Consider the following 14742-nt stretch of genomic DNA (forward strand, 5'->3'; position numbering starts at 1 on the left):
ACTCATCCGATGATCGACCACAAGGAGCCGCGATGCGTGTCGCCCTGTTCCTGACCTGCGTCAACGACACGCTGTATCCGGACACCGGGCGCGCCGTGGTGAAACTGCTGACCAGACTGGGCGTCGACGTCGACTTCCCGATGGCGCAGACCTGCTGCGGGCAGGCGCACTACAACACCGGATACCGTCATGAGGCCGAGCCGCTCGCCCGGCATTTCTCCGATGTCTTCAGCGAGTACGAGGCGATCGTGACGCCGTCCGGGTCGTGCGGGGCGATGGTGCGCGAGCTGTATCCGAGGATGGGTGAGCGAGCCCGGGCCGAGGGGCGTGGGGACACCCTCGCGGCCACGCTGGCGCCGGTGGTGCCGAAGACGTACGAACTCACGGAGTTCCTGGTGGACGTTCTGGGCGTGACGGACGTCGGGGCGTACTACCCGCACAGGGTGACGTACCACCCGACCTGCCACGGGCTGCGCGGGCTCGGGCTCGGCGACCGGCCGCGGCGGCTGCTCCAGGCCGTGAAGGGGCTGGAGCTGGCCGAGTTGCCGGGGGCCGACGAGTGCTGCGGGTTCGGCGGCACCTTCGCGTTGAAGAACTCCGATGTCTCGGCGGCCATGGGCACCGACAAGGTGCGCAACGCCGAGTCGACGGGCGCCGAGGTGCTGTGCGCGGCCGACAACTCCTGTCTGATGCACATCGGCGGGACGATGACCCGGCTGCGGACCGGCATGCGGCCGGTGCACATCGCGGAGATCCTGGCGAGCACGGAGGAGGAACCGGCCGTATGAGCGGGACGTATCTCGGTATGCCGGCGTTTCCGGAGGCCGCGCGGGAGGCCGTGGGCAACGAGACGCTGCGCGGCAATCTGCGGCACGCCACGCACACCATCCGCGCCAAGCGTGCCAAGGCCGTGACGGAGGTGTCCGACTGGGCCGAGCTGCGCGAGGCGGGCAAGCGGATCAAGGACCACACGCTGCGCCATCTCGACCGCTATCTGGAGCAGTTGGAGGAGTCGGTCACGGCGGCGGGCGGCATCGTCCACTGGGCCGCCGACGCGGAGGAGGCCAACGAGATCGTCACCCAGCTCGTGAAGATGACGGGCGAGTCGGAGGTCGTCAAGGTCAAGTCGATGGCCACGCAGGAGATCGGGCTCAACGAGGCGCTGGAGGCCGAGGGCATCCGCGCCTACGAGACCGATCTCGCCGAGCTGATCGTGCAGTTGGGCAAGGACCGGCCCTCGCACATCCTCGTCCCGGCCATCCACCGCAACCGGGGCGAGATCCGGGACATCTTCCGCTCCGAGATGAGCGAGTGGGGCCGCGCGGCCCCCGAGGGCCTCACCGATACGCCCGCCGAACTCGCCGAGGCGGCCCGGCTGCATCTGCGGGAGAAGTTCCTGCGCGCCAAGGTCGGCATCTCCGGCGCCAATTTCATGGTCGCCGAGACGGGCACCCTGGTGGTCGTGGAGTCGGAGGGCAACGGCCGGATGTGCCTGACCCTGCCCGAGACGCTGATCTCGGTCGTGGGCATCGAGAAGATCGTGCCGACGTGGCGGGACCTGGAGGTGTTCCTCCAGACCCTCCCCCGCTCGTCGACGGCCGAGCGCATGAACCCCTACACCTCGACCTGGACCGGCACGACGGACCAGGACGGACCCGGCACGTTCCACCTCGTGCTGCTGGACAACGGCCGCACCGACACTCTCGCCGACGAGGTCGGCCGGCAGGCGCTGCGCTGCATCCGCTGCTCGGCGTGCCTCAACGTGTGCCCGGTGTACGAGCGGGCCGGCGGCCACGCCTACGGCTCGGTGTACCCGGGCCCGATCGGCGCGATCCTCAGCCCCCAACTGCGGGGCACGGCCAGCGAGATCGACGCCTCGCTGCCGTACGCGTCCTCGCTGTGCGGGGCGTGCTACGAGGTGTGCCCGGTCGCCATCGACATCCCCGAGGTGCTGGTGCATCTGCGGGAACGGGTCGTGGAGGGCGGTGAGGTCACCCGGGAGGGCAACAAGGTGGTGCTACGTCCGGCGAAGGGGCATGCCGCCGAGCGTGCGGCGATGCGGGCGGCCCGCTGGGCGTTCACACACCCGGGCGCGCTGCGCACCGGCCAGCGCGCCGCCTCCCGGACCCGTCGTTTCCATCCCCGTGCGCTGCCGGGGCCCGGCCGGGCCTGGAGCGGGACCCGGGATCTGCCGCCGGTGCCGGCCGAGCCGTTCCGGGACTGGTGGCTGCGGACCCGTGGTGGGAAGGACGGTGCCAAGTGAACAGCAGGGAGCGGATCCTCGGTCGGGTGCGGCGCGCGCTGGCGGACGTGCCCCGGGACGACAATCCGTACGAGCAGGCGGTTCCGCGTGACTATGTGCGCGAGCACGGGGACCGGAGTGCCGAGCAGACCGTCGAGCTGCTGGCCGAGAATCTGGCGGACTACCGGGCGATCGTGCACCGCACGGACGCCGAGGGGCTGGCCGGGCTGATCGCGGGGCTGCTGGAGAAGCGGGGGTCGGCTTCGGTACTGGTGCCGCCCGGGCTGGACTCGGCGTGGCTGGAGCGGACTGGGGTGACTCGGGTGGCGGACCGGGCGGAGAGCACTCCGGGCGAGCTCGACCGGGTGGACAGTGTCGTGACGGCCTGTGCGGTCGCGATCGCCGAGACCGGCACCATCGTGCTGGACGGCTCACCCGACCAGGGCCGGCGCCGGATCACCCTCGTCCCGGACCACCACATCTGCGTCGTGCGTGTGCCCGGGCAGGTCGTGTCGTCGGTGCCGCAGGGCCTCGAACGGCTCGACCCGATGCGCCCGTTGACCTGGATCTCCGGGCCGTCGGCGACCAGTGACATCGAGCTGGACCGGGTCGAGGGGGTGCACGGTCCGCGCACTCTGGAGGTGGTCCTCGTCGGCGGAGCGTGATTCACGGCAGGATGGAGTCGACGTAGCCGCCGTCGACTCGCAGGGCGCCGCCCGTGGTCGCGGAGGCCTGGTCGGAGCCGAGGTAGACGACCATGTTCGCGATCTCCTCCGGCTCGATCAGCCGTTGCAGCAGGGACTGCGGCCGGTGCTGCCGCATGAAGGCACGCTGGGCCTCGTCCCAGGGCAGGTCGCGGTCGACGAGCTGGTAGACGAAGTCCTCGACGCCGCCGGTGTGGGCCGGCCCGGCGATGACGGAGTTCACCGTGACGCCGGTGCCGGCCGCCTGCTTGGCGAAGCCCCGGCTCACCGCCAGCAGGGCGGTCTTCGACATGCCGTAGTGGATCATCTCGGCGGGGATGACGACCGCCGAGTCGCTGGCGATGTACTGCACCCGGCCCCAGCCGCGTCCGGTCATAGCGGGCAGGACGAGCCGGGTGAGGCGTACGGCGGCCAGGACGTTCACCTCGAAGTAGCGCCGCCACTCGTCGTCGCTGATCTCCAGGGGGTCGGCGGACTCGAAGACGCCGAGGTTGTTGACGAGGATGTCCACCTGCCCTAGGGCGTCCACCGCCTGCCCCGCGCCCTCCTCGGTCGTCACGTCGGCGGCCACGGGCACCAGGTCGGCGCCGGGGGCCTCGCCCCGCAGCCGGTCCACGGCCTCCCGCACCCGCGCGGGCGAGCGGCCGTTGACACCCACCCTGGCGCCCGCCCGGGCCAGGCCCGAGGCGATCGCGGCGCCGATGCCCTGCGTGGAGCCGGTCACCAGAGCGGTGCGGCCCTTCAGATCGATCTGCATGCCGGGTCAACCCTTTCGGTGCTGGTGTGATCGGGTACCCCCGGGGTGTCGCTGAGTACACCCCCCGATACGGGTTCTGCGGCCAGTGTGGTCACGTCACCTTCTCCGTAGCGTCGAGGACGAGACACAGGGCGTGTCGGACGGAGGGGGACGACGATGGTGCGCACCGGCCTGCGCAAGGACCAGGACCAGGACCCGGGACCGGCGGCCGAGGCGCTGCGGCTGGTCAAGGTCACCAAGACGTACGGGAGCGCCGACAGCGCCGTGACCGCCCTGGACGAAGTGACGCTCGGTCTGGGGCGTGGCACGTTCACGGCGGTGATGGGGCCGTCCGGTTCCGGCAAGTCGACGCTGCTGCAGTGCGCGGCGGGGCTCGACCGGCCCGACAGCGGGATAGTGCGGGTCGACGGCACGGAGCTGACGGGCGGCGGCGAGGCCGAGCTGACGAGGTTCCGGCGCGGCCGGATCGGGTTCGTGTTCCAGCAGTACAACCTGCTGGAGACGCTGACCGTCGCTCAGAACACGGTGCTGCCGCTGAAGCTGGCCGGTCGGCGGGTGAACCGGCAGCGGGTCCGCGAGGTACTGACGGCGGTGGGACTGGGTGACCGGCTGGGGCACCGGCCCGATCAGTTGTCGGGCGGTCAGCGCCAGCGGGTCGCGATCGCCCGGGCGCTCGTCACCGAGCCGCGGGTGATCTTCGCGGACGAGCCGACCGGCGCGCTGGACACCCGCAGCGCGCGGGACGTGCTGCAACTGCTCCGGCAGGCGGTGCGGGTGCACGGCCGGACCGTGGTGATGGTGACGCACGACCCGGTCGCCGCCTCCTACGCCGACACCGTGCTGTTCCTGGCGGACGGCCGGCTCGCGGGCCGGATGGACGCGCCGACGGCCGACGCGGTCGCGGAGCGGCTGGCGCACCTGGGCGACGACGTGCGGACGGGGGTGTGAGCCGTGTTCGTCCTCGCGATGCGGTCGATACGGCAGCGGCCCGGGCGGTTTCTCGCGACCCTGCTGTCCGCGTTCCTCGGCGCGGCGATCGTCATGACCTTCAACTCGATGCACGACACGGCCGGGCAGCCGGGCGTGGACCAGGTGAGCAGGGAGACCCTGTCCACCGCGGCGGGCGTGGTCGGCGGCTACGGCACCCTGCTGGTGTTCTTCGCGATCGCCTCGACGCTGACGGTGAACGTGCGCCAGCGGGCCGCCGAGATGGAGCTGTTGCGCTGCTCGGGGGCGACTCCGGCGCAGCTCAAGCGGATGGTCGTGGGTGAGGCGCTGGCCGTGGCCCTGGTGGGCGCGGCGCTGGCGATCGGCCCGGCGCTGCTCGGCGGCCGTGCGCTGCTGGAGGTGTTCCAGGACAGCGGTCAGGTCGCCCGGTCCGTCGAGTACTCCTTCGGTCCGGTGGCGTCCTCGTCCGGTATCGGCGTCACACTGCTCGCCGCCGTGGGGGCCGCGTTCCTCGCCGTGCGGCGTGCGACGGGCGGGAGCCGGCAGCGGGGCCGGGCGCGGACGGTCCTCGCCTACGCGGCTCTGGTGGCCGGTGCCGCTTCGGCGACCTCGACGTTCGTGTTCTCGGCGACGGACGCCGCGCTGATGGCGCCGCCGACGTACGGGGCGATCCTGCTGTCCGTCGGGTGCGCGCTGCGGGCGCCGCGGCTGCTGGCGGCCGTGCTGGACCGGCTGCCGCTGAGCGGCGCGAGCGGCTGGCTGGCGGTGCGCAATCTGCGCGAGCGGGCCGGGCAGCTCGCCGGGATCCTGATGTCGCTGATCCTGTTCACGGCGGTCGCCACGGCGACCCTGACCATGCAGATGGTGGAGAGCGACGCCATCGAGGCCTCGGGGGCGGTGAAGTCGGTCGACGCGAAGACCCTCGAGACGCTCAACTTCACGGTCGTCGGGATCATCGTGGTCTTCGTGTGCGTCATGCTGGTGAACTCGCTGTACGCGGCGACCAGTTACCGGATCCGGGAGTTCGGGCAGCAGCGCCTCGCGGGGGCCACTCCGGGGCAGGTGCTCGGGCTGGTGGGGGCCGAAGGGCTGATCCTGATGGTCACGGGGGTGGTCTTCGGCACGCTGGCGGCGCTGGCGGGGGTCGTCCCCTTCACGGTGGTGCGCACCGACGAGGTGGTGCCGGGCGAGTTCTTCGGCATCGGCGCGGCGGTCGTCACGGTCGCGGCGGCGGTGACGCTGGGCACGAGCCTGGCCACGGCCCGGCGGACGCTGCGCACTCCGGCTGTCGGGGCGGTCGCGGTGGCGTGATGACGTGATGAACAGGGCGTTTGCGGGGACGGTGGCTTTCGGCCGCCGTCCCTTCACCGCTCACCGCATGGCGGACGCGTCCAGCAGCGCGTTCACGGTCGCTGTGGTCAGGCCGTCCAAAGTCTCGAGCCCGGCCCCCGCTCGGGCGGCGGCACCGTCGAAGACCAGCATCAGCTGCCGGGCGAGCAGCTCCGCGTCCCGCGCCCCGCCCTCCTCGGCCTGTGCGCGGAAGAAGCCCAGCAGTCGCTCCTTCGCCCCGCGGGCGACCGCACTCGCCGGGTGCCCGGGATCCTTGAGCTCGACCAGCGCGGCGAGATAGGGGCAGCCCTGGTAGGCGGGTTCGGCGGAGGCCTTCTCCAGTCGTTCGAAGACATGCAGGATCCGCTCGCGCGGAGTGCCGGTCTCCTCCTGCGGGCCGGGCACCAGCCGTGCCTCGTACTCCGGGAGCCGCCCGGCCAGGCTCGCCGCCAGGACCTCGTCCTTGCTCGCGAAGAGCTGGTACATGGACCGCTTCGAGACCCCGGCGCTCCGGCACAGCGCCTCCACGCCGACGGAGACGCCCTCGCGGTAGAAGATCTCGGCCGCCGCGTCGAGCAGCCGGTCCCGGGTGGACGCCTTGTCTGTGGTGGCCATAGAGGTGAGGCTACCTCGCCCCGGGGCGCGGGGAAACCGATCGGTCTACCGCCTTCCGGTACCCGGAACCCTCGTGACATCCTGGCTGAACAAGCGCTTAGATAGTGCTCTGATCCTCGCCGCTGACCTGGAGGCCCCGTTGTTCACATCCGTCGACGACGTCTCCGCGCGTCTGGCCGGGACCGGGTATCTCGCCTCGCCCGCGGTCGCCACGACCGTCTTCCTCGCCGACCGCCTGGGCAAGCCGCTGCTGGTCGAGGGCCCGGCCGGGGTCGGCAAGACGGAGCTCGCCAAGGCCGTCGCCGAGGTCGCGGACGCGCGGCTCGTGCGCCTCCAGTGCTACGAGGGGGTCGACGAGTCCCGGGCGCTGTACGAGTGGAACCACGCCAAGCAGCTCCTGCGCATCAGCGCGGGCCGCGACGAGTCCTGGGACGAGACGCGCACGGACATCTTCAGCGAGGAGTTCCTGCTCACCCGGCCGCTGCTGACCGCCATCCGGGGCGACGACCCGAAGGTGCTGCTGATCGACGAGACCGACAAGGCCGACGTCGAGGTGGAGGGCCTGCTCCTGGAGGTGCTCAGCGACTTCCAGGTGACCGTGCCCGAGCTGGGCACCATCTCGGCGACGCGCCGCCCCTTCGTCGTCCTCACCTCCAACGCGAGCCGGGAGCTGTCCGAGGCGCTGCGCCGCCGCTGCCTCTTCCTCCACATCGGCTTCCCGGACGAGGAGTTGGAACGCCGGATCGTACGGCTGAAGGTGCCGGGGCTCGACGAGGCGCTGGCCCGCTCGGTGGTCCGGGTGGTGGGCGCGCTGCGGGCGATGGACCTGCGCAAGGTGCCGTCGGTCGCCGAGACCATCGACTGGGCGCGCACGCTGCTCGCGCTGGGCGCCGGCACTCTGGACGAGACGGTCGTGCGGGCCACCCTGGGCGTGCTCCTCAAGCATCAGGAGGACGTCCTCAAGGCGAGCGCCAAGCTCGACCTGGACGCGCTGTGACCACCCCGACGGGCCCAGGCGTCGCGGAGCGGCTGACGTCCCTGGTCGGGGCGCTGCGCGCACACGGCATCCGGATCGGCACCGGCGAGACGGTCGACGCGGGGCAGGCGATCGAGGCGCTCGGCCTCACGGACCGGGAGCTGCTGCGCGAGGGGCTGGCGGCGACGCTGCTGCACGGCACCGGGCAACGGCAGGTGTTCGACCCGGTCTTCGACCTGTACTTCCCGCGCGGCGTCGGCGCCCCGGAGCGGAAGGCCGCCGGACGGGACGATCTGCGCGACCGGCTGGCAGCCGCGCTCGCCGCCGACGACCAGACGATGCTGGGCCGGCTGGCGATCGAGGCCGTAGACGGTTTCGGGGGCTACGGCTCCTCGCCCGAGTCGGACGGCTGGTCGTCGTACCAGGCGCTCGAACGGCTGCGCCCGCAGACCCTGCTCGCCCGGGTCCGCGACAACGTGCGTGGGCAGGGCGGCAGTTCGGGGTTCGCCGACCGGCTGCTGGAGGACGAGATCCGGCGACGCATCGATGGTTTCCGCGCGTTGGTGGCCACGGAGGCGCGGCGCCGGGTCGCCGAGCGGCGGGACCGGGACGAGATCGCCCGGCGTGCGGTGGCCCCGACCGCCGAGCAGGTCGACTTCCTGTTCGCCGGGAAAGCCCGGCTGGCGGAACTGCGCCGGGCGGTCCAGCCGCTCGCCCGCAAGCTCGCGACCCGGCTCGCGGCCCGGCGCCGCCGCGCCTCCCGGGGCACCATCGATCTGCGGCGGACCCTGCGCGGTTCGCTGTCGACGGGCGGCGTGCCGATGAAGCCGGTGCTGCGCCGGCGCCGCCCGGCCCGCCCCGAACTGGTGCTGCTGTGCGATGTGTCGGGGTCGGTGTCCGGGTTCTCGGACTTCACGATGCTGCTGGTCCAGGCGCTGCACGACCAGTTCAGCAAGGTGCGGGTGTTCGCCTTCGTCAACCGGATCGACGAGGTGACCGCGCTCCTGAGGCACGGCACCGCGGACCCGGAGGGGCTCAGCGCCCGCATCGGGGCGGAGGCCACCCTCACCGGATGGCACGACAGCAGCGACTACGGCACTGCGCTGGGCGAGTTCGCCGAGATCCACGGCGACGCGGTCGGTCCGCGCACGACCGTGTTCGTCCTCGGTGACGCCCGGACGAACCGGAGCGACCCGAATCCGCCCGCCGTACGGCTGATCGCCGAACGGGCACGCCGTGTCTACTGGCTGAACCCCGAGCAGCGCTCCCTGTGGGGCACGGGCGATTCCGTCGCGCCGCTCTACGCCGAGCTGGTCGAGATGCACGAGTGCCGCAATGTCGGACAGCTCAGCGCGCTGGTGGCACGGCTGCTGCCGGTGTGACCCAGGGCGCTGTCAGGCGACGGCGAGCTGCGGGTAGAGGGCGGCGGGGTCGGCCGCCAGCCCGGCCTTGACCTGGCGGGAGATGTCATCGGCCAGGACCTCGTAGGCGCCCGACTCGACCCCGTCGAGGGCCTGGGCCGCGACACTCCCGGCCGTGGACTTCGGAGCGTCGATGTCGGCGGTCAGATCGGTGTCGACGTACCCGACGTGCAGGCCGGTGACCTCGATGCCCCGCGGCTTGAGGTCGAGTCGCAGCGAGTTGGTCTGGGACCAGAAGGCGGCCTTGGACGCGCTGTAGGAGCCGGCGAGGCCGATCCACGACAGCACGGAGTGGAGGTTCAGGATGTGGCCGCCGCCGTTGCGCTCGATGACGGGGACGAAGGCCCGGGTCACCAGGAGCGGACCGTAGAAGTTGGTCTCAAACTCCCGGCGGACGTCTTCGACGGGCGAGTCGAGGAAGTTCGCGTTCACCGACGCGCCCGCGTTGTTGATCAGCAGGGTGACGTCCTGTGCCCGCTCGGCCGCCGCCGCGACGGACGCGGGGTCGGTGACCTCCAGCGCGAGCGGCACGGCGTCGGGGTGCGTGACGGTGCGCGGGTCACGGGCAGTGGCGTACACCTTCTCGGCACCCCGCTCGTACAGGGCCTCGACCAGGGCCCGGCCGATGCCGCGGCTGCCGCCGGTGACCAGCGCGACGGAACCTTCGATGGCGGTCATAGGGGTCTCCCTCGTGTTCTCCACACAGGAAACCGATCGGTTTCCCACGAAGGGAAGCGTAAACCGATCGGTTTCCGGAGAGCAAGAGGGGGCTACTTCTTCGCGAACTCCCTCGCCGACTGCCCCTGGAAGTCGTAGACCACGACCTGCTCGTCGCCCACCACCCAGGCGTCGTGGCCGGGTGTGCAGACGAAGACGTCGCCGGGGCCGACCTCGCTCTCACCGCCGTCGTCCATGCGAATGTGCATGCGACCCTGGAGCATGTAGGCGTTGTGGTGCATCTGACAGCTGCCGGTGCCCGCGATAGGGGCCACGGACTCGGACCAGCGCCAGCCGGGCTCGAAGGTCGCCACGGCGAAGTCGAGCTCCGTCATGTGGACGGCTTCGAGGTGACCGCGGGGAAAATCACGCCGCTCGTCCGGCTTGTCGAGCGTCTTCACTTCCAACATGACGCGCTCCCTTCCGACCGCGGCGCACCGCGGCCGGGGGCCGGTCTCCCCGGCGGCCCTGGACACCGCCGTCGGCGGCCGGCCTCCTACCCCTCAATCGTCCGCCCGTCCATCCGGGGCCGCCAACCGAAGAACGCCCGCTCAGGCCTCCTTTCCGCAGAGCTCGGCGAAGCGTCCGGCGTCGATGTTGCCGCCGGAGAGGATGACGCCGACACGGCGTGGGAGACGGCCCGCGCGGCCGGTCAGCAGGGCGGCGAGCGGGGTGGCGCCGCTCGGCTCGAGGACGATCTTCAGGCGTTCGAAGGCGAACCGCATCGCGTCCCGGATCTCGTCGTCGCTGACCAGCGCGATCTCGTCGACGAGCCGCCGGTTGACGGAGAAGGTGAGTTCGCCCGGGGTGTGCAGGGCCTGTCCGTCGGCGATGGTGTGCGGCACTGGGATGCTGATGCGCCGTCCGGCCTCCAGCGAGCGCTTGGTGTCGTCCCCGGCCTCCGGTTCGACGCCGATCATCCGGATGTCCGGGTGCAGCCCCTTGGCCACCGTGGCGCTCCCGGCCATGAGCCCGCCACCCCCGACCGGTGTCACGATCGCCCCCAACTCCCCCGCCTCTTCGAGGAGTTCCAGTGCGGCCGTGCCCTGGCCGGCCATCACGTGCGGGTGCTCGTACGGCGGGATGAGGGTGAGACCCCGCTCGGCGGCCAGGGCCTCGGCGATGGCCACGCGGTCGCCGGCATAGCGGTCGTAGGTGACGATCTCGGCGCCGTACCCGGCGGTGGCCGCCCGCTTGGACGGCGGGGCGTCCTCCGGCATGACGATCACGGCGGTGGTGCCGAGCTCGCGGGCGGCCAGGGCGACGGCCTGGGCGTGATTGCCGGAGGAGTAGGCGGCGATGCCCCGCGACAGCTGCTCGGGGGTGAGGCGGGAGGCAGCGTTGTAGGCACCGCGGAACTTGAAGGCGCCGACGCGCTGGAGGTTCTCGCACTTGAGGTGCACCTCGGCACCGGCGAGCGCGTCGAGGGTGCGGGAGCGCAGCACCGGGGTGCGGTGGGCGACGCCCTTGAGCCGGGCGGCGGCGTCCCGGACGTCGTCGAGGGTGACCGGTGGGGTGGTGGTCGTCACGCGGGTCCTCCGGTGGAAGTGTCGTGGGCGGCCCGGGCCTGGGAGAGGTAGTTGTAGGCGGAGGCGCGGGAGATCCCGAGCCGGGCGGCGACCTGCTCGACGGCGCCGCGCACGGCGAAGACACCGCGCGTGTCCAGCCCGCCGAACAGCTCAAGGCGCTCCGCGCGGTCCAGTTCCGCCCAGCTCCCCCGCTGCTTCGACTGGTGGACGTCGACGAGGGCGTCGACCACGGCGTCGATGTCGTTGCCGAAGGTGGTGGTCGGCAGTTCCGCCGGCTCGGGGCGGATTCCGGCGAGCGCGCCGAGCAGGCCGTGGACCTGGCTGACGGCGCTGACGTCCACGTTGACGCAGAGCGCGCCGAACACGGTGGCCGTGGAGTCCCGCAGCACCATCGTGGAGGACTTCACCAGCGTGCCGTTCCGGGTGCGGGTCACGTAGTTCAGCTCGTCGGCCGCCTCGTCGCCTCGGGCGAGCACGCGCATGCCGATCTCGCTCATCGCACCGCCGACCGATCGCCCGGTCACCGAGCCGGCGACGGCGGCCACCGACTTCTCCGGGTTCCGGTAGTCGTGCAGCACGACCTCGCAGACCGGCCCGAAGGTCGCGGCGATTCCTTCGACGACAGGTGTCAGCGCGGCGAGGATCGCATCCCGTTCCGCGGTCAGAGTCTCTCGCATGGATTTAGACTATGCGTCCAACTCTTGGATTTCCAGTCCAAATCCTCGCCACTTCAACAGTTGGCAATGGTTTTCACATGACTTCGGCCGGAATCCGCTTTTGACATTCATTCCCATCTAGCGTGGCGCTGCCAAGTACCCCTGTGCACGTCCGCCATGGAGGAGCCATGCCCCTGTCCACGTCCCGCTGCCGCCTGGCGCTGCTGATCAGCGCGTCACTGGCGCTTCTCGCGGGCTGCGGCAGCTCGTCGGACTCCACCGGCGGCAAGAGCACACCGGCCCGGGTCGCGGTGGTCGCCTCCACCGATGTCTACGGCGACATCGTGCGGCGCGTGGGGGGCGACAGAGTCGACGTCACCTCGATCATCAGCGACCCCGACCAGGACCCGCACTCCTACGAGGCCGACCCCCAGAACCAGCTGGCCCTGTCCAAGGCCGAGGTCGTCGTGGAAAACGGCGGCGGTTACGACGACTTCGTCGGCCGCATGCTGAAGGGCGGCCACAACGACTCCGCCCAGGTGATCGACGCGGTGAAGGTCTCCGGCAAGACCGCTCCGAAGGGCGGCGAGCTCAATGAGCACGTCTGGTACGACTTCCCCACAGTCGCCCGCGTCGCCGACCGCGTAGCCACGGCCCTCGCCACGGCCGACCCGTCCGACGCTGCCGCCTTCAAGAAGAACGCCACCGCCTTCAAGGCCGGGCTCGCGCCCCTGGAGGCGAAGGAAGCCCGCATCAAGAAGGAGCACGGCGGCGAGGGGGTGGCGATCACCGAGCCCGTGCCGCTGTACATGACCGAGGCGAGCGGGCTGGTCAACCGGACGCCCGCGGAGTTCAGCGAGGCGATCGAGGAGGGTGACGACGTCTCCCCGCGGATCCTCCGGGAGAACCTGGCGCTGTTCAGCGGCAGGAAGGTCGAGGCCCTCGTCTACAACGAGCAGACCACCGGCCCGCAGACCGAGAAGACCGAGGCGGCGGCCAAGGCGGCGGGCATTCCCGTCGTGCCCGTGACCGAGACCCTGCCGAAGGGCACGGACTACCTCGGCTGGATGACCGCCAACGTCGACGCGCTCGCGGGCGCGCTGGCCAAGTGACGCCGATATCCCGGCAGGACGGCGTCCCTGTCATCAGTCTGCGCGGCGCGGCCCTGTCGTACGGCGCCCGCGAGGTGTGGAGCGGCCTCGATCTCGACGTACGGGCCGGGGAGTTCCTGGCCGTGCTGGGGCCGAACGGTGCGGGCAAGACCAGTTTCGTACGGGCACTGCTGGGCCGCCGTCCGCTGTCCGCCGGGACGCTGACCGTCCTCGGCCGCCCCGCCCGCGACGCCGCCCGGGACGTCGGCTACGTCCCGCAGCAGGCCGCACTGTCCGCGCAGGCCATGCTGCGCGCCCGGGACCTCGTACGGTTCGGCATCGACGGGCACCGCTTCGGGCCACGGCTGCGCACCGCCGGGGTCCGTCGCCGGGTCGACGAGATCCTCGAGGCGGTCGGGGCGTCGGCCTACGCCGATGTCCCGCTCGGGATGCTGTCCGGCGGCGAACGGCAACGCGTCCGCATCGGGCAGGCCCTGGCCACCGAGCCGCGGATCCTGCTGTGCGACGAGCCGCTGCTGTCGCTCGACCTGAACCACCAGCGGGCCGTCACCGAACTGATCGACGCCCGGCGCCGCTCCCACGGGACGGCGGTGGTCTTCGTGACACACGAGATCAACCCGGTGCTGGGGCTGGTCGACCGGGTGCTATACCTGGCCCTCGGCGGCCACCGCGTCGGCACCCCGGACGAGGTGCTGACCTCCGAGTCGCTGTCCCGGCTGTACGGCACGCAGGTCGACGTCGTGCGGGTGCGCGGCCGGGTGGTGGTCGCGGGCGCGCCCGACGAACCGGCCGCATCGGCACACCATCCCGAGCCGTCGGACGAGACGGACGGAGTGCGCGCATGACGCTCGCCGCCGGGATCTGGCACCAGATCTTCGACTTCACCGACTACGGCGAACTCCTCGCCCTGGTTCGCAACTCCCTCGTGGCGGGCGTGGCGCTGGGGCTCGTGGGCGGGCTGGCCGGGGTGTTCGTGTTGATGCGGGATCTGCCGTTCGCGGTGCACGGCATCAGCGAACTGTCCTTCGCGGGCGCGTCGGCGGCGCTGCTGCTGGGCGTGAACATCGTGGCCGGGTCGATCGCCGGCTCGCTCCTGGCGGCCGGTGTCATCGGGGTGCTGGGGACGCGGGCCCGGGACCGCAACTCGGTCATCGGCATCGTCATGCCGTTCGGGCTGGGCCTGGGCGTGCTCTTCCTGGCCCTCTACCAGGGCCGGGCGGCCAACAAGTTCGGGCTGCTCACCGGGCAGATCGTGGCCGTGGACACCCCGCAGATGTCGTGGCTGCTGGGCACGTCCGTGCTGGTGCTGGCCGCGCTGGCGGTCATGTGGCGTCCGCTCGCCTTCGCCAGCACCGATCCGGATGTGGCGGAGGCGCGCGGGGTGCCGGTGCGGGCGCTGTCCTTCGCTTTCATGCTGGTGCTCGGCCTCGCGGTCGCCCTGTCGGTGCAGATCGTCGGCGCGCTGCTGGTGCTGACGCTGGTCGTCACCCCGGCCGCTGCCGCCGCCCGCGTCACCGCGTCGCCGGTGCTGCTGCCCGTGCTGAGCGTGCTGTTCGCCGTGGCCTCGATCGAGGGCGGCATCCTGCTCGCCCTGGGCAGCAGCATCCCCATCAGCCCTTACGTCACGACGATCTCGTTCGGCGTCTACGCGGTGTGCCGGGTGGCCGGCGGGGACCGGGTCCGCCGGACATGCAGCACTCCGCCGTCGGCGGGACGCTGGTGATATCAGCACGGTC

General features: G+C 71.7%; 16 protein-coding genes. 10 read left to right on the forward strand and 6 right to left on the reverse strand.

What is annotated here, in order from left to right; all coding sequences use genetic code 11:
* The first annotated feature begins 32 nt into the window (after positions 1 to 32).
* The 3 genes from ACWIF2_RS02985 to ACWIF2_RS02995 are packed head-to-tail and all read left to right on the forward strand — an operon-like array spanning position 33 to position 2907.
* Complete coding sequence (locus ACWIF2_RS02985; RefSeq protein WP_454358254.1) at positions 33 to 788, forward strand: (Fe-S)-binding protein; 756 nt, start codon at positions 33 to 35, stop codon at positions 786 to 788.
* The gene (locus ACWIF2_RS02990; protein WP_454358255.1) at positions 785 to 2263 is read left to right on the forward strand and encodes a LutB/LldF family L-lactate oxidation iron-sulfur protein; all 1479 of its coding nucleotides are present in this window, start codon (positions 785 to 787) and stop codon (positions 2261 to 2263) included. Before ACWIF2_RS02985 ends, ACWIF2_RS02990 begins: the two co-directional genes overlap by 4 nt.
* Positions 2260 to 2907 carry a LutC/YkgG family protein gene (locus tag ACWIF2_RS02995; protein ID WP_454358256.1) on the forward strand — a complete coding sequence of 216 codons (648 nt, stop codon included), beginning with the start codon at positions 2260 to 2262 and terminating at the stop codon, positions 2905 to 2907. The genes ACWIF2_RS02990 and ACWIF2_RS02995 overlap by 4 nt, the downstream gene beginning before the upstream one ends.
* A 1-nt stretch (position 2908) precedes the next feature.
* Here ACWIF2_RS02995 and ACWIF2_RS03000 read toward each other — a convergent pair whose 3' ends face one another.
* Positions 2909 to 3703 carry an SDR family NAD(P)-dependent oxidoreductase gene (locus ACWIF2_RS03000; RefSeq protein WP_454358257.1) on the reverse strand — a complete coding sequence of 265 codons (795 nt, stop codon included), beginning with the start codon at positions 3701 to 3703 and terminating at the stop codon, positions 2909 to 2911.
* A 156-nt stretch (positions 3704 to 3859) separates the two neighbouring features.
* On the opposite strand from ACWIF2_RS03000, the gene ACWIF2_RS03005 reads away from it, so the two are divergent.
* Positions 3860 to 4651 carry an ABC transporter ATP-binding protein gene (locus ACWIF2_RS03005; RefSeq protein ID WP_454358258.1) on the forward strand — a complete coding sequence of 264 codons (792 nt, stop codon included), beginning with the start codon at positions 3860 to 3862 and terminating at the stop codon, positions 4649 to 4651.
* A gap of 3 nt (positions 4652 to 4654) precedes the next feature.
* Positions 4655 to 5962 (forward strand): FtsX-like permease family protein, encoded by a 1308-nt coding sequence (locus ACWIF2_RS03010; RefSeq protein WP_454358259.1) that lies wholly within the window; start codon positions 4655 to 4657, stop codon positions 5960 to 5962.
* A 60-nt stretch (positions 5963 to 6022) separates the two neighbouring features.
* On the opposite strand, the gene ACWIF2_RS03015 is transcribed toward ACWIF2_RS03010, so the two are convergent.
* The gene (locus ACWIF2_RS03015; protein WP_454358260.1) at positions 6023 to 6595 is read right to left on the reverse strand and encodes a TetR/AcrR family transcriptional regulator; all 573 of its coding nucleotides are present in this window, start codon (positions 6593 to 6595) and stop codon (positions 6023 to 6025) included.
* Between the two features lie 139 nt (positions 6596 to 6734).
* Between ACWIF2_RS03015 and ACWIF2_RS03020 the strand changes: the two genes are divergently transcribed.
* Together ACWIF2_RS03020 and ACWIF2_RS03025 are read left to right on the forward strand one after the other, a co-directional pair.
* Positions 6735 to 7592: an AAA family ATPase gene (locus ACWIF2_RS03020; RefSeq protein WP_382487014.1), complete on the forward strand. Its 858-nt coding sequence runs from the start codon at positions 6735 to 6737 to the stop codon at positions 7590 to 7592.
* Positions 7589 to 8953 (forward strand): vWA domain-containing protein, encoded by a 1365-nt coding sequence (locus ACWIF2_RS03025; RefSeq protein WP_454358261.1) that lies wholly within the window; start codon positions 7589 to 7591, stop codon positions 8951 to 8953. The genes ACWIF2_RS03020 and ACWIF2_RS03025 overlap by 4 nt, the downstream gene beginning before the upstream one ends.
* 12 nt (positions 8954 to 8965) lie before the next feature.
* Here ACWIF2_RS03025 and ACWIF2_RS03030 read toward each other — a convergent pair whose 3' ends face one another.
* The 4 genes from ACWIF2_RS03030 to ACWIF2_RS03045 all read right to left on the reverse strand — a co-directional run bounded on the left by ACWIF2_RS03030 (position 8966) and on the right by ACWIF2_RS03045 (position 11915).
* Positions 8966 to 9670: an SDR family oxidoreductase gene (locus ACWIF2_RS03030; RefSeq protein ID WP_454358262.1), complete on the reverse strand. Its 705-nt coding sequence runs from the start codon at positions 9668 to 9670 to the stop codon at positions 8966 to 8968.
* Positions 9671 to 9762: 92 nt separating this feature from the next.
* Complete coding sequence (locus ACWIF2_RS03035) at positions 9763 to 10119, reverse strand: cupin domain-containing protein (RefSeq protein ID WP_382829415.1); 357 nt, start codon at positions 10117 to 10119, stop codon at positions 9763 to 9765.
* A gap of 141 nt (positions 10120 to 10260) precedes the next feature.
* On the reverse strand, positions 10261 to 11238 hold the full coding sequence (locus ACWIF2_RS03040) for a pyridoxal-phosphate dependent enzyme (RefSeq protein WP_454358263.1): 978 nt from the start codon (positions 11236 to 11238) through the stop codon (positions 10261 to 10263).
* Positions 11235 to 11915 (reverse strand): helix-turn-helix transcriptional regulator, encoded by a 681-nt coding sequence (locus tag ACWIF2_RS03045; RefSeq protein WP_454358264.1) that lies wholly within the window; start codon positions 11913 to 11915, stop codon positions 11235 to 11237. Before ACWIF2_RS03045 ends, ACWIF2_RS03040 begins: the two co-directional genes overlap by 4 nt.
* Positions 11916 to 12082: 167 nt before the next feature.
* Between ACWIF2_RS03045 and ACWIF2_RS03050 the strand changes: the two genes are divergently transcribed.
* The 3 genes from ACWIF2_RS03050 to ACWIF2_RS03060 are packed head-to-tail and all read left to right on the forward strand — an operon-like array spanning position 12083 to position 14729.
* Positions 12083 to 13006: a metal ABC transporter solute-binding protein, Zn/Mn family gene (locus tag ACWIF2_RS03050; protein WP_454358265.1), complete on the forward strand. Its 924-nt coding sequence runs from the start codon at positions 12083 to 12085 to the stop codon at positions 13004 to 13006.
* Positions 13003 to 13851: a metal ABC transporter ATP-binding protein gene (locus ACWIF2_RS03055; protein WP_454358266.1), complete on the forward strand. Its 849-nt coding sequence runs from the start codon at positions 13003 to 13005 to the stop codon at positions 13849 to 13851. The genes ACWIF2_RS03050 and ACWIF2_RS03055 overlap by 4 nt, the downstream gene beginning before the upstream one ends.
* A complete protein-coding gene (locus ACWIF2_RS03060; RefSeq protein ID WP_454358267.1) occupies positions 13848 to 14729 on the forward strand; it encodes a metal ABC transporter permease in 882 nt (293 codons plus the stop codon). Before ACWIF2_RS03055 ends, ACWIF2_RS03060 begins: the two co-directional genes overlap by 4 nt.
* The last annotated feature ends 13 nt before the right edge of the window (positions 14730 to 14742 follow it).

It is taken from the genome of Streptomyces sp. NPDC055506 (assembly GCF_053643595.1).

What these genes read in the sequence shown, in the direction of transcription:
- ACWIF2_RS03030 (WP_454358262.1), bottom strand. Translation starts at nt 9,670, where the DNA reads ATGACCGCCATCGAAGGTTCCGTCGCGCTGGTCACCGGCGGCAGCCGC.
- ACWIF2_RS03060 (WP_454358267.1), top strand. Translation starts at nt 13,848, where the DNA reads ATGACGCTCGCCGCCGGGATCTGGCACCAGATCTTCGACTTCACCGAC.
- ACWIF2_RS03015 (WP_454358260.1), bottom strand. Translation starts at nt 6,595, where the DNA reads ATGGCCACCACAGACAAGGCGTCCACCCGGGACCGGCTGCTCGACGCG.
- ACWIF2_RS03000 (WP_454358257.1), bottom strand. Translation starts at nt 3,703, where the DNA reads ATGCAGATCGATCTGAAGGGCCGCACCGCTCTGGTGACCGGCTCCACG.
- ACWIF2_RS02985 (WP_454358254.1), top strand. Translation starts at nt 33, where the DNA reads ATGCGTGTCGCCCTGTTCCTGACCTGCGTCAACGACACGCTGTATCCG.
- ACWIF2_RS03035 (WP_382829415.1), bottom strand. Translation starts at nt 10,119, where the DNA reads ATGTTGGAAGTGAAGACGCTCGACAAGCCGGACGAGCGGCGTGATTTT.
- ACWIF2_RS02990 (WP_454358255.1), top strand. Translation starts at nt 785, where the DNA reads ATGAGCGGGACGTATCTCGGTATGCCGGCGTTTCCGGAGGCCGCGCGG.
- ACWIF2_RS03005 (WP_454358258.1), top strand. Translation starts at nt 3,860, where the DNA reads ATGGTGCGCACCGGCCTGCGCAAGGACCAGGACCAGGACCCGGGACCG.
- ACWIF2_RS03050 (WP_454358265.1), top strand. Translation starts at nt 12,083, where the DNA reads ATGCCCCTGTCCACGTCCCGCTGCCGCCTGGCGCTGCTGATCAGCGCG.
- ACWIF2_RS03045 (WP_454358264.1), bottom strand. Translation starts at nt 11,915, where the DNA reads ATGCGAGAGACTCTGACCGCGGAACGGGATGCGATCCTCGCCGCGCTG.